We start from the raw sequence: 19,942 nt of genomic DNA, 5'->3' as shown, positions 1-19,942 counted from the left end.
ATTTCCCCCTAAAAATTAATTGGCTGTATTGGCGGGTTGCTGATCTGCTTGGCTGTTACGGTGCTGGATATACGCTCTCCAACCGCCAAAATGGCTGATATTCTCTGCATCGCCTAAGCCATAGGGTTCACAAATAAAGCCTTTAACCCAACGACCATCCTCTAGTTCGACATTGCCCATGCCCAATGGGGTTGGAATTTCTGCCACAAACTCACCGAAGCGTGCTGTTGGTACATCCCATAGCTCGACAATGATGCTTTGTCCATCTTGCTGACGAGCCAAACCAGGTTTTGGCGGAACCGTGCCATTCAAGGCATACAGCGCATAATCCTGAGAGGTTTTGGTGGTTTCGACATGCACGGCACCACGTGTGGTGAGTTGAAAATTCAGTGGCATTCCCGTTAGATGTGCCCCTACAACCGCAACACGAATATGGTGAGGAGACAACAAAGTTGGTGCACTTGCTACAGCTAATGTCTTATCTAAAGCACCGAGTTTCAGTGCTAAATAGTTCTGCCATGCTTTGCCGAAATGCACCAAGGCTGCATCATGCCAAGCAGGTGCAATTAAGGTGATACCAAAAGGTAAGTTGTCAGCTCTAAAGCCTGCAGGTAATGCCAAGGCACTTAAATCAGCGAGGTTGGTGAAATTGGTATACGTGCCGAAATGCGCGTTATACTCAATCGGGTGCTGTTGCATTTGTTCAATGGTATAAATCGTTGGTGAAGTTGGTACGATCAAGGCATCAAACTCAGCCAAGCTAGCTTGGATTTTTCGAGTCAAATCCTGTTTTAAATATTCAGCGTTGTAGGCATCCACCGCAGAATATTTTTCACCGTGTTGAATAATCTCTAAAACGGTTGGATCAAAATCAGCAGCATTGGTTTTGAGGAGATCGGCAGCCGCTGCAGTGCGTTCTGCCACCCAAGGACCTTGATAAAGTTGTGCTGCAAGTTGCTCAAAAGCAGAAAAATCAATCGGTGTAATTTCAGCATTTAAGCTTTCCAGTAATTGAATGGTGTGTTGAAAGGCTTTTTCTGCTTGCTTGTCACCAAAAAAGTTCAATTTATTCGGAATGGCAAATTTCAATTTGCTGGAAAAACGTGCAGGTACATTTTTAGGATGCTGACGTGAATAGCTATCTAAAGTGTCATAAGCTTCGACCTGAGCAGCCACCAATTCAGCATCAGCGACTGTAAGAGCAAAGATTGAAATACAATCAATACTTTTTACTGCGGGTAATAGGCCACGATTAGAAAAGCGGCCCTTGGTTGGCTTTAAACCGACTATGTTATTGAATACTGCAGGCACACGACCTGATCCAGCGGTATCAGTTCCTAAAGAAAATGGAACTAAACCTCTTGCTACCACACTGGCAGAACCTGAACTTGAACCACCACTGACATATTCAGGTTTAAAACTATTCGGTACAGCCCCAAAGGGTGAACGTGTGCCAACTAAGCCTGTGGCAAATTGATCAAGATTGGTTTTACCAACGACAATCCCTCCTGCTTGTTTAAGTAATCGAACCGTTTCAGCATCTTGTGTTGCAACACGATTTAATGCCTTGCATGCTGCTGTGGTAACAAAACCAGCGACATCAATATTGTCTTTGACTGCAAATGGCACACCATAGAGAGGAAATTGTTTTTGCAGATTTTCTGTATCTTGAGTCAGTTGCTTTAAAGATTGGATTTGTTGCTCAACTAAATCTGTACTCGCAAGAGAAATCCAAGCAACATCCTTTGGATCAAGTGCTGAAACTAGCTCCTGCAAAATATCGAGTTGAATTTCTTGCTTTAAATACGCTGTTTGCCATTCAGAAATTGTCCAGCCTAAAGTTTTTATTTCGCTCACTTTATGAATCCTATCTTGTATACAAGTTTGAATAGATAGAAGCAGAAAGCGTGCCAAAAATATTTTTAATATATAAATTAATGGCTTAATAAAAAAACTAAAATGCTAATTCGTTTGAATGGTTTAATGATGGTGCTAAAAAGATTCGGCAAAAATACCGATGCGCTATAACTCAGCAAATTTTTATTGAGAGAGAAAGGATCAAAACAAAGACCATGAAATGCTATTTAAATTATTTATATTTATAAGATTATTTATTTACTTTCAGATAGTTGGCTAAATCTTCAAACTCAGTTGCGACAGCCTGAGTTGCTTGCTGCTCCATGGCTCTAAACTTCTTGAGCACCACTTGCCCCAATTCGGTTAGCACTGCACCACCACCATGCGTTCCACCCGTTTGGGTATCGACCAGATTAGAATGAAAGCATTGGTTCATGGTATCCACCAATTGCCATGCACGGCGATAACTCATTTTCATAGATTTCGCGGCTTGGGATATTGATCCTGTACGATGGATTGCTTCAAGTAGCTCAGCTTTACCCGGACCAAAAGCAATCTGCTCATCAGATAAGATTCGCACATGTAGCTTTAATTGTGCTTTTGACATTTCATATTACCCAAGATTTGATGATGTATTTGACATCATCAAATCCTATCATTTTTAAATTAGAAATGAATCACGGTACGGATCGACTTACCTTCATGCATTAAGTCAAAGGCATGATTAATATCATCCAATGGCATGGTATGCGTTACAAATGGTGCCAATTCAATTTCACCTTTCATTGCATCTTCCACCATTTTCGGTAATTGGCTACGGCCTTTTACCCCACCAAAAGCAGTTCCCATCCATTTACGCCCTGTCACCAACTGGAATGGACGCGTTGAAATTTCCTGACCCGCACCCGCAACGCCAATAATCACTGATTGGCCCCAACCACGGTGTGCACATTCCAGTGCCGAACGCATGACATTGGTATTGCCAATACATTCAAAAGAATGGTCAACGCCCCAACCTGTCATTTCAACAATGACTTGTTGAATCGGCTGATCATAATCTTTTGGATTTAAGAAGTCAGTTGCGCCAAACTGTTTTGCCAGTTCAAATTTATCAGGATTGGTATCAATAACAATAATACGTCCAGCTTTGGCTTGACGCGCACCTTGCACTGCTGCGAGGCCAATACCACCTAAACCAAAGATGGCAACGCTATCACCCTCTTGTACCTTTGCCGTGTTATGTACAGCACCAATCCCTGTGGTTACACCACAACCGAGTAAACATACTTGTTCGTGGTTGGCTTCAGGGTTAATTTTTGCCAGAGACACTTCTGCAACAACGGTGTATTCACTAAAGGTTGAACACCCCATATAGTGATAAATCGGTTGGCCATTATAAGAGAAACGTGTTGTGCCATCTGGCATTACGCCTTTACCTTGAGTTGCACGAACAGCAACGCATAAATTGGTTTTTCCCGATTTACAGAATAAGCATTCTTTACACTCAGCGGTATACAATGGAATCACATGGTCACCGACTGCAACACTGGTCACACCTTCACCAACTTGCACCACAACCCCTGCACCTTCATGTCCAAGTACTGCGGGGAAAACACCTTCAGGATCATCACCTGATAAAGTGAAGGCATCGGTATGGCACACACCAGTATGGGTAATTTTAATCAGGACTTCACCCGCTTTAGGTGGTTCAACATCAAGCTCTACGATTTGTAATGGTTCGCCTGCGGCAAAAGCAACGGCTGCACGAGATTTAATCACAATGACACTCCTTTGGGTCAGTTGATATTTCAACCATGCATTGTGTTATCGGCTAAATGAGGAGCAATTAAAGCTCCGTAAATAAACAAGGCATGAAAGACAGGCAAAGGCGGCTCCCTTGTCAAGTTTCATAACGCAGTTTACGGAAGTTTTAGCCATAACCCTACGGGACAGTTAGATTTTTTATCGTTACAGCGTTAGGTTTTGCTGACTTAGAATCACTAAGTTTCACAAACCCTGCCTTGTACCGCTTAAAAAATCCCTTCTGTCACAAGCATCTGTGAAATGTCAGCTGCCCCTAATTTACTTTAAATAAGATTTAAGAATTTTACTGACTTGAATGAGCTCTTGACTGCGTTGCAACTCAGATGACTCACCGACAACTAAAGTGTCTTTGAGGTGAATTTCGAGAAGTTCCGTCATCAAACCATTTAATGCACCACGAACTGCACAGATTTGCTGCAAGATATCAGCACATTCTGTGTCATTTTCCAAAGCCCGTTCCACACTCTGAACTTGACCTTGGATTCGTCTTACACGTGTGAGAATCTTTTTTTTATCCTCTAACTGTTTAGGCATAATGTCGACCACATTAAATCTAAAAATATACTATACACCAGTATAGTAAATTAATTCAATATATATGGTTTTTAATTCTATAAAATGATATTTCATGGACCTAATTTACATAAATAAAAAACTAATCTTCGAAATAAACAATTGATTATATTGATAATTACATTTCACCCTTGGAACAAACAGGCATTTAGATATATAAGAAAATCAATCACCTACAAATTACTGTTGGACCCACACGCTTGATCAATAAAATGATAAACAATTCATACCATTTTAAGATAATGACACTTGTTATCATGTTAGGAATTGGTGGCTGTTCTTTGCCACCCAATCAGAGCCATGATCGGAGTAACTCCTTGCATACAAAAACAAAGTGGATGAATGATCCACAAGCCGATCTTAATATTGAAAAAGGTTTAACTGCATTTTTAGCATTGGATGATGCCTTTTTAAGTATTGCTTCCCGTATTCATTTAATTCGAAATGCCAAGCATCAACTGGATTTACAATATTATATTTGGAATGACGATGCGATCGGCAACATGATGCTGCATGAGTTGCTCAAAGCTGCTGATCGTGGGGTAAAAGTCCGTTTATTGATTGATGATCAGAATGGCATAAAACTAGATAAAACATTAAAAGCCCTTGCTCAACATCCAAATTTTGAAATCCGTATTTTCAATCCTTATAAATTTAGACACTTACGCTTTATTGATTATGTTTTTAGACTAAAACAGATTAATCATCGTATGCACAATAAGCTTACTATTGCCGATCATTCAATTGCAGTGACAGGTGGCCGTAATATCAGTAGTGAATACTTTGAGGCCAGTGACCAGTTTCAGTTTAGCGACATGGACATTTTGTTCTACGGTAAAGCCGTCGATCACGCGGAACAGGTTTTCGATGAGTTCTGGTCAGATAAACTCAGCTATTCAACTGAGCAATTAATGGGTTCTGGTACGCCCCAACAACTGGAAAGTTTAAGAAATACTTATAAAGCCTTAGATCAGGTAGATACACCCACCGAAGATAAACTTGAAGCCGCTCAAGATTATTTAAAATTACGTCTACAAAACTATCCAATCCAATGGGCAAAAGCACATTTTGTCGCAGATCATCCGAATAAGGCCTTAGGACAAGCCAAAGATCAGGAACTTTTATATGCTCAAGTTCTGAAAATTATGGGTAAACCAGAACAACATATGGAGTTAGTTTCGGCTTATTTTGTTCCTACGCAACAAGGAACTGCTTACCTCAATCAACTCTCCAAAGATGGTATTAAAGTCCGCGTCCTAACCAATAGCTTGGTGGCGAATGATGTCGCCGTGGTGCATTCTTTTTATAGCCAATACCGTAAACCACTTTTACAAAATGGCGTACAACTGTATGAGTTTAAACCGAATATTGAACGTAAAAAACGGACTTGGTATGAAATCGCGACAGGGAGCGTGATCCCGGTTAAAGGCAAGAATCGCTCAAGTTTGCATGCCAAATTTTTTGATGTTGATGGAAAAGTTTTTATTGGATCGTTTAACTTTGACCCGCGCTCTGCTCATCTAAATACAGAAGTTGGTTTAGTGGTGGAATCTGATCATTTACAAGACCAAATTACCGCCATGCTGGATCAGCATTTGCTACAAGTGGCTTATCAACTCAAATTAGATAAAGACGGTAACATTGTTTGGTATGAACATAAAGAAAATGGTGAGGTTATTGAGCACCACCACGACCCTGAAAGTACCAGATTCCAACGTTTTACCATGCACTTTGTGTCTTATTTTCCCGTTGAATGGATGATGTAAATCATCCATTCAATAAGATTTAATTTGCTGAATTGACCTCTTTTCTCATTCTAAAGAGCGATATTTTTTTAATTATTCTGTGCTAAGTTACGATTATAATTAACATAAAAGATAGCCATATGATTTCAGAAAAAGATTGGAAAAATATTCAGCAGGTATTTGCTGCTGCACAAAAGTCATCTTTGCATGCGTCTATTGCAACAGTAGACCCTTCAGGGCAGCCTACCATCACCCCGATAGGTACAATCTTTTTAAATGACAACCAGGCCGCTTATTTCTTTGATACATATACTGAAAAGCTAAGTGAGAACCTTGCTCAAAACACCAAAGCTTGTATTCAAGCGATTAATACCAATAAGTGGTTCTGGTTAAAATCCTTCATCAAAGGTCATTTTGATCATCATTTTGGCATACGCTTATATGTCGAAATTGGTGATTTACGTCCAGCCACTGAACAGGAAAAGCTTGCAGTTGATCGGCGGACTAAACCACTACAATGGACAAAGGGCAGTCAATTAATTTGGACTGAATTTACTCATGTAAGAGAATTCAAAATCAATACGTTTAGATGGGTTAAATATCCCCGGATGATGGCGCATTTAACTTAATCCAAAGTCATTTCAAACAAACACAGCCCTTCTATCTCTAACGGCATCTTGATCTGTGTAAAAGATGCCTGTTCAAGTGCATCCAAATGCTCTTGTTTGGTCATATAAAGCTGATCATTTTGCATCGCATGTGCTGCACACAAATGATCACACACTAAATAATGGCCTTGAGGTTTTAATAAAGTTTTTACGATTTTATGGAAATCGGTTGCATAACATTTATGTCGAAGCTCATGTAATGCTTGATGGATAATAATCAAATCATACTTCTGAGAGAATGTATTCTGCCAATCAGCAGCTTTAAAGCTTCCAACAATATAGGTTGCCCGTGCTCTTTCAGTGGTATTAAGCTTTTCTTGTGCTAGTTGATGCATCGCTTCTGAAAAATCAAAAGCAGTATATTCAATGTTAGTAAGCTGTGAGAGCAAATGTTGGGCTAAAAAACCAGGCCCAGAACCAAGTTCTAGTACCTGATATTGTTCAGAAACATGCTGTCTAATGAGATTGGCATAATACTCAAAGAAGTCCTTGCGCCACGGCCTTTTTATATTCGCCGTTTCTTGCCACTCCAAAGCATCAGCGAAATTTCTTAAATCAATTGGGCTTGCGACATCCTGCATTTATTTCCTCTTATTTATATTTATACCAAGCCAATTTGTTCAAAAAATTGCTTATAGGCTTCAGCTTTCTTTTCCAGTGCTAATGGATAGGCTCGTGATGATGATGGTAATCGGTATAAATTCAATTCTCGATTAGCATAACTTACCTGCACCGACTGTCCAATCATAGGCTTACTGATTTGCTCTGGAAAGTGCAGCATCAGCGTATCTGTCGCTTTATCGCCTGTGGTCATGATGGTATGACACAATGGAATTTGCTCCAGTAATTTGGATAAATCTGTGGGCATGACAATTTCTAAAAATTTATCAGAAGCATTACCTTGTAATCGTTTCACTTGATAAGCCGTGTCAAAGATTCCTACTCCAATTTGAGTCAAGAACTCACGGATCAGTTGTTCTTTAAAGTTTTTATTGGGCAAATCTAAAAAGTGATCTTTATCATTAAAAAAAATCAGACCGAAGATTCGCCACATATCATTTTGATAGTTGGGATAGTAAAAATCCATCTTCCAGCGAGTTTGTGGCGGTGGAAAACTGCCGAGCATCAGCAGCTTCGCAGTCGCAGGTAAAAACGGTTGTAATGGATGTGTTTCTATTTCTATATCAGTCATTTATACAAAGAGCCAAATTTTAAATTGAGCGAAAAGTTTCGTTTATTTTATAGAATCTTCCAGTGTTTTGCTTGGATCTTTTGTTGGTGAAAATTTCACCTTCACAAAATTTTCACAAAATATTCGCAATATCATTTTTTTCAGTGAGCTTTGAATTTGCCTTTCTGACAGCAATAGATTGAGTGAAAACCTGCTCTCAAAACATAAAAAAACCGCTTAAATAAGCGGTTCCAGTAGAGGTCAACAAGTTAAGAAGCCTTCCCTTCATCTAAGTTTTTATATGAGTCTTCCTGCTCTTTACTGAAAGTCATGGAATCTTGAATCATGCTCTCAGTAATCTGAAAAAGCCGAGTCAATTCTTTGAATACAGATTCAGGTACGTTATAGACCTTGGCCAGATATTCAATCGTTCGCTCTTGCTTATGTTGGATTGCATCCAACATTGCCGCAATATCGGCAACTTGTTCATAAGCCAGTGCAAAGCCTTCTGCAACGTCACTTGCATCATAGACTTGATTTTGAGCTACTAACTGCGTCATACTGTTCATGTAGTTTATTGCTCCATGCGATGACAATACTAAGCCCTTTGTTTTCCGCCAAGAAATTCGCAAGGGCTTTTTTATTGCCTGAATTATTCATAATTTTTCTTCTTCACAGCCATTCACCACGTTCAATCTCAAATCTAGTACATTCAGGATGACTTTCTGAAATAGTCTTAACTTGATTTAGAGCTTCATCTAATGTGTCACATTGAAAAATGGTTTCACCTTTGCTGACATATTCTTGAGTACATGTAGTAGCTTCAGAACTTGTCTTAAAATAACCCAAGGTTCTATAGCGTTTCGGTTGACTATTCATACCAAAATTCCTTTTGTTTGAGTTACTAACAAGGCAATATGAGCCATTCCTTTTGGTGTAACTAATACTTGTGGTGCATAGTCTGTACCATCTGGCTTCTCACCTGCTACGTAATCATGAAACAACCAACCCTTTTGAATGATTCGATCATAAGCAGCCCACTTCCCTTTTTTTATAGGATTGGACGTTGCTCGACGATAAATAAATTTTTTGTTCGCTAAAAGGTTGGTTAGATCCTTAACTCTTACATGTAAGTGCTTTGCGGCATCCGTTAAACATAAATAACCATTTCTATTTTGCGACAAGACATCTAAAGCCTGAGCCTTAGGTTCAAGTACTTCAACTTTTGCAGTTGCCTGTGCTAACTCTTGAATCTTACGATCAATGACGTTTTGAGCAACCTGCAAAGCTTTAGCGATAATCAGTTCAGGATCATCACTTTCCTGACCAGAGATGTAGCCACCATTTTTACGGATATTAGGCAGTACTTCCGATGTCACCCATTTTTTGAATTGTTTGGCTTCTGGTTTTCGGCTCGTTAAAACTAATGAGTAAAGACCTGATTCATTGATTAAGTTTACTGGTCGATGGCTACCCTCGATAATATCTAGGGTAACTTCATCGCTATCAAGTCTACGCGCAGCATCACTAGGATTACCAATTTCTAAAACATTACAAACATCTGCAAGAACAAATCTAATCTCGCCATCTTTCATCATGGTTCGTACCAAATTTGAATTGAAGTTGAAAGTAGCAATTTGCGTACTCATTTCTTAACCCCTTTATCTTTGTTTACTAATAACTCAACTGCTTTATTGATTAGATAATTCATTGAGCGTTCCTGTTGCTGAGCTTTCGCTTTCAGCTTTTTATGTAATTCATCTTTAAGACGAACTTTTACATCAATTACTTGGTCTTTTACCATTGTTACTCCAAAATAGAACCACCGTGGTTCAATTAATTTAAACTTAAACCACCGTGGTTCTATTGTCAATACCACCGTGATCTATAAAATAAGATTAAATTTTTACGGTTTCCCCTTTTATGAGCAGAGAAGACCCACAGTTAAAAGTACGCCTTCCTCAAGAACTAAAAGATAAAATTACTGAATCTGCTGTGAATCTTGGTAGATCAATAAATTCTGATGTTGTTGCGCGATTGGAAGAAAGTTTTTTAAATACTACGACTGTTAGTAGCAATCAGGCTGACGTCAGAATCATTTCCTTGCGCAATGGAAAAAAGCGTGTGATTTATGGAAAATTACTGAATACTTTGGATTTGGATTACACTCAAGAACTATCGAGTCTTCGTGATGATATTCATCTTTCTCTGGAGGTTTTAAGTAACTCTTCTTTTTGGAATTCTTTAAAGTTTTTTAATAAAGATGTCCTTGTTTATCAAGGTGACAATCATATTGATGTTGTCGACAATGGCGAAGGTAGTCTTGGATGGTTAACCGTTGAAGATCATTGATTAGACTTAACAAATAATAAATTTATCAGAAAATTTTTTTGAGGGATTTTATATGAATCAAGAGAATATAGACCAATTAAGAAATTTATATTCATTTTTATTGGGTATAGGGAACAGTGTCTCTCAAATTTCATATAAATATATATCAAATGATGAATTTAAAAATCTTCCTTTGATTGAATTACAATATGTGTATTGGTTTGAAAATATTCAAAAATTTCATATATGTGGATTAACAACGCTTTTAAGATTAAAAAAATGGTATGAGGCAACAGAATCTGCTTATGAAAGTCAAAATTACTATAGCTTTTGTTCATCCTTGAGAGGTGGAATTGAAGCTTGTGCAGACTCTTATTATTCACTAAATGGATGCGTGACAACAATTGCTGAAAATTTCTCACAAATCAAACTAGCACTGGAGAAAAAGCCTATAAAAAATAACAAAATAATTGCTTCTCAAAAAATTGAAGATATGTTAATTCATTACATATATGGCAGAACTTTGACAAAATCTGAAAAAGGGAAATGTGATAATACTCATAATGCAGAGCAAGTGAGAACCTATTTAGATTCATTAAAAAATAAGAAAATAAATAAATTGTATTCTGAACTTTGCCAAGTAACTCACCCGTCTGTATACTCACTTAAACCATTTTTTTTAGATATCTCAAACAATGAACAATGGGTTCATTCATTTGATATTGACAAAAAACTTATGGATCATTTGTTAAAAGAATATATCGATGTAATTATATATACTATTACAGCTGCTTTAGGACCCGCATTATGTAGTTTGAAAATAACCAATCTACTATTCAACTCAAAAGACAATCAACTAATAACAGATGAAAATTTATTAATTATTCTTTCAGAATATAAACTTTGGAAGAAATTAGAAGAAAAAATTAATCAGAGTTAATTTTTTCTTCTAAATAATTAACAATCAAAAACTGATGCAAAATGTTTAAATCTGTAGTACCAATACATTACATTAACATTGAAACTTCACATGATGGTAAGAACATCCATTACTGATAGTCGACTCGAAGAAGTAATAATTTAGGGACATAGCAGCTTCTTTTAATATGTAATAAATTTTTAAAAGTAAAGGATAAAATCTAGTTTTATCAAGCCAATATACTATTTACTGAAACATAAATATACTACAACTTTTGGTATTAAAAAGAAAACCTATAAGAAAAAAACATAAAAAAAAGCCCCTATAGGGGCTTTTCATCTAGTTTTTATGAACTCTTTCACCTAGATAATAGAGACTCAAAAAAGTCATCATTATGAGTTGAACAAGTCCAAATGCAACTAAGAAACAAGCAACAAAATATGTAAAAAAAATCAAATAGGTATTCGTAATATGTATATCTAAACTATAAGAAAATCTTATCAATAATAGCAATACAAATATTACAATACTAATAAAAGTAAGATAAGAAAATAGCCTAGCCAAGAACCGTCTACGGTTCATGTCAATCCAAAATACCTGATATGGATTATGCTCCACATATTTCTCTTTAGGTGGATCACCAGCCATTGGCTGATCCATGGTCGAACTATTTAAAGTGGAAATTGCAGCTAATGCAGCAATAAAAAAACCTGGCATTGTTTGCAAAAAACAAATTAAATAGTATGAAATATCATTTGTAAAGATATTGGCTTTTGGTGTTCCAACCAAAAACCATATTGCAGTAAAAAAAACACTAACTAAAATAGAAATTATAATAGGTATAACAAAATCAAATCTCGTTTTATTAATAATCCCATTATCCCATCTTATGCTAAGATAGTTTAATGGCTTAAAAATCAATTCAAGCATAACTACCCCCTCTAGAGACTGGACTATATTTTAGCTAACATTCTATCACACAGCCTAATATTGGTACGAGCTGGGTTTTCACCATTCTCATCATCTTCCGACATAGCTTGTCGCAGCTCTTCAGGAAAATATTCTTTCTTAACTAACCGAAAGACCTCATCTTCTGCATCATATTCTGCTGTACGCGGGCTTCCATTATCATCTTTAAAATTAATGGTAAAGACAGAGCCTTGCATTTCTGGTTGCCCTCTTTTAAATCGTCTAAATACATCTATAAGATCATCTACTTTTGATGTAGAGTTAGGATTAATGACCTGTGTACCTACTTTCATTGATACTTTGATCTTATCCTGAGTAAAGTGTCCTGTCGCATCAAAAGCTGTATTATTTTGTGCTTGCTTATAGAAGTCTACATGCTGAATGCGCCCTTCCTCAAAAGCCTTGATGATGCTAGGATCTACTTCAGATTTGATTTCTAACTTTGGTTTATAAGACAATGGTTTAGGCTGACCGATTTTGGCACCTTTTTGATATCTTTCAACAGGATCATTTCCAACAAAATAGTCTTCAAAGCCTCCATGTTTTCTAGCGTGTCCAAAGAAGTAATTTAAAGTATCAATAAGTTTAGTTACTGAAATACCTCTTTCATACTCTAAGGCTATTTTGGCAATTTCTTTATTTGTTCTATCTACTTTTAGTACAACATTTACGCGCTTATCTGCACCTTCAATGCTAGTTCGTCTTAATGTCCGAGTTTTATTAGTCTTTAAATTCCGAGCAATTTGATTATCTGCATTTACGTCAGCAATGATAAATGTAAATTTAATTGCTAAAACAGCACTATCAAAATGAATATCTGATATCAACCCACAAAACCGATCATTTGCAAAATTTCTTTTAAAGTCAATATATCCCCACTCAACTAACTTTTCAAAATATTCATATAAATTGATTGTAGCTATAGCTTTAGGATTACCTCGCTCCAAAGACTCAACTGATGCCGTCAATTCATGATAAGTAGCACATATTGACATATTAAAAATTCCTGCTGTTAAACTTTTAAAATTTATTTAGTCAGCTAACATGCCAACTTTTTACTTGATCATTTATGCTTAGATCACTGCTAAGCCTTCAACTTTTTCAAAAAGCTTTCAAACAATAATAGTCCGCTTAATGAAAATTTAAACTATACCTCATAGTGGGGTATTGTATGTTCAAAATTAATTCCTTTCAAAAGATTTCTGATTAAAACCAAAAAAACAATTTAGGAAATTTTTTAAAACATTATGGGAATTATTTTCTATCAGCAAAAAATACCCCACTCTGAGGGTATTAAGGGGTATCATTTACACTATTTGTTACGGTATCATTTTATGATCTTATAATGTTTGTTTAATTAGCAAGCAGCCAACAATGCACAAGAAAATTTTGATTTAACGAGTGAACAAGGAAATAAATCATGGTAGACATGGTGCCTACAACGCTAACTAACGTAGACAACATCACACCGGGTGAAAAAAAAGTTTATAAATTTTTACAAGACCTATTCATAGATCAAGATGCTATTGTCTGGTATGAGACAGAGGCTTTAGGGCGTTATTCGGATTTTATTTTATGGCTCCCCACCCATGGCTTACTTGCCATTGAAGTCAAAGACTGGACCAAAAGCAATTTTAAAGAAGTTAACCCTACACACTTTCAGGGTAACTTTTATCGTAAAGATAAACCAGATGTTGTAACCAACCCTAGAATTCAAGTGCGCACTGTTGCAATGAATCTTTTAAATAAATGTAAGCGAAATGATTCATTAATAGCAAAATCTGGTCATTATGAAGGTAAAACCATATTCCCTATTACCTACTGCGTTTTTTATACAAACATTTATCGTAGTGATGCTGCCTCACTGGGCCTATTAGAAGATGGCATAAATGAGCAGAATAAAATCTTATTCAAAGATGAACTTGAGTACGACCTAGAGCACAAAGATAATCGAAAAGAAGTGATTAGAAAAATTCATCTTAACTTTAAAGAGTTCTTTGATTTTGAGCCTCTCAACTATACTCAGCTCAAGACTCTAAGATATTTATTATTCCCAGAAATACGAATCAATGCACTTGAAAATCACGAACTGTTTGATGCAGAGCCCCAAGATTTAATGGCTCTAGATCTTCAACAAGAGATGATTGCTAAGAATATTGGTACTGGACATAGGATTCTTAAAGGTGTGGCAGGCAGTGGTAAATCCTTAGTTATTGCATGCCGAGCTAAATATTTAAAAACAGTCTATCCAGACTGGAAAATTCTTGTCGTATGTTTCAACAATACCCTATGTAATCATATCCTCAATATGATGAATGAAAATCATATTGATCAGATAGACATTTCAACGTTCCATGGCTTAGTTAAGAAGATTACCAATGCAAATCTGACTATGCTCGATAAAGAAACTCAAGATCAATATAGCCTGAGAATTACCGATATATTAAATAAACATCTAGACAATACTGAGCTTAATCAAAAGTATGATGCCATTCTAATTGATGAAGGCCAAGACTTTGCTCAAGAGTGGATTCAGAGTTTGATCAGAGTCTTGAACCCAGAGACTAATAGCATTCTGTTCTGTTATGACCCTGCACAGAATATCTTTAATAGAAAAAGACCGAGCTGGAAGTCCTTTGGCTTAGAAGTTCAAGGTAAAAAACCTACAGAATTGATGCGTTGTTATCGGAATACTAAAGAAATTCTGATGACAGCTAGAAGTTTCTTAAACAGTAGAACACTGGATAGTCTAATTGCCGAAGATGACTTTGATCGTGTATTAGATCCTGATACCGGTGAATGCAAAGTTGGTACTATACCTGTCGCCTATCAAAGTAAAGATCTTGAAGAAACGATCAATCTTATCGTTAAGAAGAGCAATTATCTTATTAAAAATGGCTATTCTGAAAGCTCGATTGCCATTTTAGTAGCAAGGCATGTATCACAGGCTAAGGTCGATATGTTACTTCGAAATGCTTTTGCTGATTTCGCGCCCAATGTTGCCTTTAAGTTTATTCTGACAAGCCAAGATAAAAAGACTTTAAACTTAAAAGATCCAACAATAAAAATCCTTAATTTTGAATCATCAAAAGGTTTGGAGTTTGAGCATGTTTTCTTGGTCGGTTTAGAGAATATGCCAAGGATCTCCCCTAATGTTAATCGTGATGAAGATACTGAACGTAAGTTAACTTATGTGGCAATGACTCGAGCGAAAGAAAACCTTTATATGATCGCCAATCAAAATACGGGCTTCTTTGATGAAATAGTTCAGATTCTAAAAACTGGTGAACCTGAACCTGAACCTGAACCTGAACCTGAACCTGAACCTGAACCTGAAAAGATTATCAAAAAGTTCAAGAGAGATGAAAATTCTGATGGTACCAACGCATACCAATCATGGTCAGAGGATGAAGAAGTTAAATTAATAGATTTATTCATGACTGAAGGAAAAAGTGTTAAGGAAATATCCCAGTTATTAAAACGAAGTTCTGGTGCTATTAGATCTCGCCTTAGAAAGCTAAGATTGATTGAGTGAGATATTTTATGAAATAGGCATTTAGGTAGAATATTTAAAGATTTAACAGTAAGAAATGAGAGCGATTTTATAAAAATTTACTCTTATTCACATTGGTAGAAAATTAACGTAAATTACATTATTTGGGGTTTTTATGGCTGAAAAATTATATTATTGGGCAGAAAATTTAGAAAACTATAGTTCTGATATTGATGAGGAAGCTCCCTTTTCAATCGAAATTAAGAAATTAAACTTTTTTATAGGCAAAAATAACTCTGGTAAAAGTCGTTTTATTAGAAGTTTTTTTAAAACACAAAAATATACAATACAAGACTTTTCCTTTCCAGATTTAACCAATATTTTTAATGAGTTAAAAGAACTTATTCCAAGATATTCAGAAAATATATCTATTAATGACTCAAGCTCTAGGGATACTCGCAATCTAGTACTAAGACTAATTGATAATGTTATAGAATTCCCACTATTTCCTAAAAACAAATATAAAGAAAACTACACAAATATTATTAGTCGACTAGAAACTGTAAAAACCGACTACAAAAAAGATTTCGAAAAAAAAGTTAGAGATATTCAAGGTCTTGTTAATGATTATGAAACTACAATAGAATATGAAAGTTCAAAATTTTATATACCAATACTCCGTGGTATGCGCCCAGTAACTGAGGAAGAAAATAAGCAACCCTATATCGAACGCGCACAAAAAGACTATTTCCCCGAAAAAGAAAAATTTGGTACAGATAACATTGTTACAGGTGAACGTCTCTATTATGAATTAAAAACTCACTTATTGGGTGAGCCGGAACAACGAGATCTGATTAAAAGTTATGAAGAAAAACTGAGTCAATATTTTTTTGATAATGAACATGTATCGCTCATCCCTAAGCATGATCAAGATGTTGTAAACATTAAAATTGGTTCTGAAAAACAGTTTCCAATTTCGCAACTAGGTGATGGCTTACAACAAGCTATTATTTTAACTTATGAAGCATACATTAAAAATGTAGATAAAAATGGTAACAAGCAAATTCATGCATTTTTTATCGAAGAACCTGAGTTAAATATGCATGCAGGTATGGTTCGTCAACTCATGAATTTTTATCTAAATGAAACCAATCATTATTATTTTTTTACGACACACTCAAATCATCTCTTGGATATGGTCGATGAGTCTGATGAAGTCATAATTCAAAAATTCGTCAAGCAACCTAAAGTGGGTAATACTAAAGAATTTGATTTTAAAATTTATCGCTGTGATAAAGACCATGAATTATTAAGTTCATTAGGTGTTCGACCATCTTCTCTATATTTAGCCAATTGTACAATTTGGGTTGAAGGTGTAACGGATCGCATGTATTTATCGAAATTAATGCAAAAATATATTCAAGTTCTTGATAATAGTCCAGATTCAAAAGATAAAGATAAAGCTAAAAAATATAAGAGTTTTATGCCTAATTTCCATTATGCATTTATTGAATATGCTGGTGGAAACATCACACACTGGAGTTTTCTTGATGATTACTCAACGCGACAAGAGGCTTTAGAATTTTTAGAGAATAATAAAGGTTTGACAGCTAAAGCAATTACAAAGAATATTTTACTTTTAGCTGATGGTGATAATGAAGGTAAAGCGGAAAGACTTCTAGAGTGGCGAGTTGAATTAAAAGAAAATGTATATACCCTACCTTGTAAAGAAATAGAGAATACATTAACAGCATCAATAATCTACAAAGCTTGTCTAATTAAGTTTATGGGAATAAAAAAAGCCTCTGCACAAGTTTCATTGAACTCCAACACGAAAAATAAATTAACACAAAAAGGTTTTACTAGAGATACCGGTAAATTTGATATTGAAAAGCTGAGCTCTTCAATCAATTTTATAAGTGACGAGGGTATTGGAAAAATTATTGATGATACTATACGCATAGATAACACTGATAACACCCTACGTTTATTTTCAGATGCTTCTGGAACAATTGATGATAAAGTTAGTTTTTGTGAAATATGTAAAGTATTAATGACATATGAAGATTGGGAGCTTACTGAACCAGCAAAATCTCTTTGTGAAAAAATCTTTAATCACATAGCGACATCTAATAATTAAGACTACCAACAAAGATGATCGTTGGAAAAAGAAAAGCCCTTTGTTGAGGGCTTTTCTTATATAGGATCTGGAACATAAAGAAAATTAGAGAAATAGAATGCTCTATCCGTGTTTATGCTGTGGCTACTTATCCAGAGACGAACCATCTAATAAAAATTGTGGCGATGCTAATGATTTTATTTATATTTCTTAATCGCGTAACTTATCTTGCTGAATAGATAGTTTGAGGAAAATACCTGTGTAGATGGCAACTGAAAGGCACCACAAGACGAGATAAATATTATGATCAAACTTAACCGTATTAATAATGAGTTGGTTTAGAGGGTCGCTATCGGTCATGAGTGCACTTAAAAACAAGAATACATAAGTGAAAAAACCAATTCTCAGAACATATGTAATATTCTTCACAAAATACATTATGGTTCCAAGAATAGCGCTTATGATACCGAAGAACCACAAGAGTACACTTTCATCTTCATTTGATCCTTCCATTTCCCTCAAGTAAACAAACTCACCACCGCCATACGGTACGTAAGTGACAAAACCATTTGTAAGAGACTCAAAGCAAATAGCCAGAATGCCTGAAAGAACTAGAATAAGTGCCAAGTAATGTTTTAATGTTAAATTTTTCATAGTCCTGAGTAGCCTTATCAGGTATCCAATATTTATGTAATGTTTGTGGAATGGCAGTATAAGCAGATAAAAGAATAAAAATACAGGCACTCATGATCAATGAAACCAATGAGCACCTACAGTGAGGTATTACTTTTTTAAGAAGAGCTCCCGCTCTGCTGCACGGCGGCGAACAAGCCCACGTAATACTTTCCCACCGCCTCTATTCCATTTGGGAAACTGATCAGCTGCAGCTTTATAATTGCCAGTATTCAACTCCTTGACCAATGTAGATCCTTTAAACGCAGTTTCACCAATGTTGTAAGCCAAGCTCACCAACGCATCAAACTGATTTTGATTAACCACAACTTTTACAGCTTGGTTTATAACAACTTCAAAGCGCCTCAAATCATGTTGAAAAAAGGACATTGCTTGCGCTTTAGTACAGGTATCACCTCTTTTCACTTTAACGCCGTTTGGATAAATCGTGGTTCCGTAGCCGATCGTCCAGACTCCCACTCCATCGTCATAGGCAGCTAAACGCAGATCTTCAAAACTGGTGATTAAGTTGATGCCAACAGAGCTTACTGTCATTGCTTGCTTAGGGTTAAGCGCATCTGCTACGTTGTTTAACTCATTCACTTGGACCTGTGTAAGTTTACCACCCGCTAGAACACGAGCTGCATCAAAAAAAGGTTTTCTGTCCATTTTACTTTCCTCCGGGTAATAAAAAACCCACTCAAAGAGTGGGTCACTTGTTATTTAATAAATTTCAACTGTTCAAATAATGATACCGATAAATGAGATCGAAATTAGAGCGGTATTTCACAGATATCTTTTGTACCAGCTGCATAAGTTAGAGCAATTTTACTTTTGTCCGTAATAAGCTCACCAGAAATTGTTTTGCCAATATTTGGATCACTTCCTTTAAATCCCATTGCAACACCATATGTGATAAATCCGATTCTACTTGGTGTACCACTAAATGAATCGATATAACCTTTATTCACTCCATTGATATTTAAACCAATTTGTTTTGAATTTTGATTAATGAAAAGACCGACTCTTAACCCCGATGCAGGTATAGATGAAACTGGATATGATTGAGAAGTTTCACCACTTCCATCATTTTTGCTAAAAGAAACAATGAGATTGATTCCATTTCTTGGATCATTGACTAAATTTACAAATCCCACTTTTATAGTTTTGTTCGTATCCGAAAGTATAAAACTCTGCCCTAAAGAAATATAACCATCAGTCGTAATAGGCGTATTAATAAAGTTATCAATCAAAAATTCAAAAGCATATTCCCCGCTTACACCAATATTTTTATCAGAAATTACATTCTGATTATTAGCCGTTGTACTTTGTGCTACAGCAGAACTAGTCCCCACATACATTTGGACTGTATTTGAAGTAGATTGAAAGCTAGGAATTAAAAATGAACTTTTTTGATTAGTAATAGTTGGAAATTTTACAGTTGGAATAGTACTAGGTAACGCATAAATTTCCGCAGGTGTGGCATCAAGATTATAAGTACAGGCCGCAAAAGCACTTCCTATGGTGCTCACACTAATTAATGTACCAATTATTAGTTTTTTCACTTATTTCACCTTTTTTATAATTGAACGTTCAGTATA

The 19,942-nt window shown here is 35.9% G+C and carries 21 protein-coding genes; 6 read left to right on the top strand and 15 right to left on the bottom strand.

Translation table 11 applies throughout. The features are described 5' to 3' along the window. Positions 1–15 precede the first annotated feature (15 nt). From atzF to A7P54_RS05900, 4 genes are all read right to left on the bottom strand, one after another. Positions 16–1,857, bottom strand: coding sequence for an allophanate hydrolase (atzF, locus tag A7P54_RS05915; RefSeq protein WP_171548965.1), 1,842 nt, complete (start codon positions 1,855–1,857; stop codon positions 16–18). Positions 1,858–2,107: 250 nt separating this feature from the next. Beyond that, positions 2,108–2,464 (bottom strand): LysR family transcriptional regulator, encoded by a 357-nt coding sequence (locus tag A7P54_RS05910; protein WP_171548964.1) that lies wholly within the window; start codon positions 2,462–2,464, stop codon positions 2,108–2,110. Positions 2,465–2,523: 59 nt separating this feature from the next. Continuing rightward, the gene (locus tag A7P54_RS05905; protein WP_167247836.1) at positions 2,524–3,633 is read right to left on the bottom strand and encodes an S-(hydroxymethyl)glutathione dehydrogenase/class III alcohol dehydrogenase; all 1,110 of its coding nucleotides are present in this window, start codon (positions 3,631–3,633) and stop codon (positions 2,524–2,526) included. Between the two features lie 306 nt (positions 3,634–3,939). Beyond that, on the bottom strand, positions 3,940–4,215 hold the full coding sequence (locus A7P54_RS05900; RefSeq protein WP_004653592.1) for a metal/formaldehyde-sensitive transcriptional repressor: 276 nt from the start codon (positions 4,213–4,215) through the stop codon (positions 3,940–3,942). A 296-nt stretch (positions 4,216–4,511) separates the two neighbouring features. Here A7P54_RS05900 and A7P54_RS05895 point away from each other — a divergent pair, with 296 nt between their 5' ends. Beyond that, entirely contained in the window at positions 4,512–6,020 is a 1,509-nt protein-coding gene (locus A7P54_RS05895) for a phospholipase D family protein (protein WP_171548963.1), read from the top strand. A 119-nt stretch (positions 6,021–6,139) separates the two neighbouring features. Next, complete coding sequence (locus tag A7P54_RS05890; protein ID WP_171548962.1) at positions 6,140–6,628, top strand: pyridoxamine 5'-phosphate oxidase family protein; 489 nt, start codon at positions 6,140–6,142, stop codon at positions 6,626–6,628. Here A7P54_RS05890 and A7P54_RS05885 read toward each other — a convergent pair. From A7P54_RS05885 to A7P54_RS05860, 6 genes are all read right to left on the bottom strand, one after another. Beyond that, positions 6,625–7,248, bottom strand: coding sequence for a class I SAM-dependent methyltransferase (locus tag A7P54_RS05885; protein ID WP_171548961.1), 624 nt, complete (start codon positions 7,246–7,248; stop codon positions 6,625–6,627). The two genes, A7P54_RS05890 and A7P54_RS05885, sit on opposite strands and share 4 nt — an antisense overlap. A 20-nt stretch (positions 7,249–7,268) precedes the next feature. Beyond that, positions 7,269–7,859, bottom strand: coding sequence for a uracil-DNA glycosylase family protein (locus tag A7P54_RS05880; protein ID WP_171548960.1), 591 nt, complete (start codon positions 7,857–7,859; stop codon positions 7,269–7,271). Positions 7,860–8,107: 248 nt separating this feature from the next. Then, a complete protein-coding gene (locus tag A7P54_RS05875) occupies positions 8,108–8,407 on the bottom strand; it encodes a hypothetical protein (RefSeq protein WP_171548959.1) in 300 nt (99 codons plus the stop codon). Positions 8,408–8,510: 103 nt separating this feature from the next. After that, positions 8,511–8,717, bottom strand: a complete 207-nt coding sequence (locus A7P54_RS05870; protein ID WP_159724749.1) for a hypothetical protein — start codon at positions 8,715–8,717, stop codon at positions 8,511–8,513. Then, a complete protein-coding gene (locus A7P54_RS05865; protein ID WP_171548958.1) occupies positions 8,714–9,487 on the bottom strand; it encodes a phage antirepressor KilAC domain-containing protein in 774 nt (257 codons plus the stop codon). Before A7P54_RS05865 ends, A7P54_RS05870 begins: the two co-directional genes overlap by 4 nt. Then, positions 9,484–9,642: a toxin-antitoxin system HicB family antitoxin gene (locus A7P54_RS05860; protein ID WP_171548957.1), complete on the bottom strand. Its 159-nt coding sequence runs from the start codon at positions 9,640–9,642 to the stop codon at positions 9,484–9,486. Before A7P54_RS05860 ends, A7P54_RS05865 begins: the two co-directional genes overlap by 4 nt. 119 nt (positions 9,643–9,761) lie before the next feature. On the opposite strand from A7P54_RS05860, the gene A7P54_RS05855 reads away from it, so the two are divergent. Together A7P54_RS05855 and A7P54_RS05850 are read left to right on the top strand one after the other, a co-directional pair. Beyond that, positions 9,762–10,190, top strand: coding sequence for an Arc family DNA-binding protein (locus tag A7P54_RS05855; RefSeq protein WP_171548956.1), 429 nt, complete (start codon positions 9,762–9,764; stop codon positions 10,188–10,190). Between the two features lie 52 nt (positions 10,191–10,242). Next, a complete protein-coding gene (locus tag A7P54_RS05850; protein ID WP_171548955.1) occupies positions 10,243–11,109 on the top strand; it encodes a hypothetical protein in 867 nt (288 codons plus the stop codon). 318 nt (positions 11,110–11,427) lie between these two features. Here the strand turns inward: A7P54_RS05850 and A7P54_RS05845 are convergent, their stop codons facing one another. Both A7P54_RS05845 and A7P54_RS05840 read right to left on the bottom strand, forming a co-directional pair. After that, positions 11,428–12,018: a hypothetical protein gene (locus A7P54_RS05845; RefSeq protein ID WP_171548954.1), complete on the bottom strand. Its 591-nt coding sequence runs from the start codon at positions 12,016–12,018 to the stop codon at positions 11,428–11,430. A 23-nt stretch (positions 12,019–12,041) separates the two neighbouring features. After that, positions 12,042–13,052, bottom strand: coding sequence for a hypothetical protein (locus A7P54_RS05840; RefSeq protein WP_252728593.1), 1,011 nt, complete (start codon positions 13,050–13,052; stop codon positions 12,042–12,044). A 425-nt stretch (positions 13,053–13,477) separates the two neighbouring features. On the opposite strand from A7P54_RS05840, the gene A7P54_RS05835 reads away from it, so the two are divergent. Both A7P54_RS05835 and A7P54_RS05830 read left to right on the top strand, forming a co-directional pair. Beyond that, positions 13,478–15,592, top strand: coding sequence for a 3'-5' exonuclease (locus tag A7P54_RS05835; RefSeq protein ID WP_171548953.1), 2,115 nt, complete (start codon positions 13,478–13,480; stop codon positions 15,590–15,592). 133 nt (positions 15,593–15,725) lie between these two features. Next, positions 15,726–17,690: an AAA family ATPase gene (locus tag A7P54_RS05830; RefSeq protein ID WP_171548952.1), complete on the top strand. Its 1,965-nt coding sequence runs from the start codon at positions 15,726–15,728 to the stop codon at positions 17,688–17,690. Between the two features lie 189 nt (positions 17,691–17,879). Here A7P54_RS05830 and A7P54_RS05825 read toward each other — a convergent pair whose 3' ends face one another. The 3 genes from A7P54_RS05825 to A7P54_RS05815 form a co-directional block, all read right to left on the bottom strand. Beyond that, on the bottom strand, positions 17,880–18,323 hold the full coding sequence (locus A7P54_RS05825) for a hypothetical protein (protein WP_171548951.1): 444 nt from the start codon (positions 18,321–18,323) through the stop codon (positions 17,880–17,882). A 129-nt stretch (positions 18,324–18,452) separates the two neighbouring features. Next, the gene (locus tag A7P54_RS05820; RefSeq protein ID WP_171548950.1) at positions 18,453–19,010 is read right to left on the bottom strand and encodes a lysozyme; all 558 of its coding nucleotides are present in this window, start codon (positions 19,008–19,010) and stop codon (positions 18,453–18,455) included. A 104-nt stretch (positions 19,011–19,114) separates the two neighbouring features. After that, positions 19,115–19,906, bottom strand: a complete 792-nt coding sequence (locus A7P54_RS05815) for a DUF4882 family protein (RefSeq protein WP_171548949.1) — start codon at positions 19,904–19,906, stop codon at positions 19,115–19,117. Between the last annotated feature and the right edge of the window lie 36 nt (positions 19,907–19,942).

Origin of the sequence: Acinetobacter sp. Ac_3412, assembly GCF_013072675.1 — a bacterium.
GTDB lineage: Bacteria > Pseudomonadota > Gammaproteobacteria > Pseudomonadales > Moraxellaceae > Acinetobacter > Acinetobacter higginsii.
The sequence above is the reverse complement of the archived record's forward strand: the minus strand, read 5'-3'. Positions and strand labels throughout refer to the sequence as shown.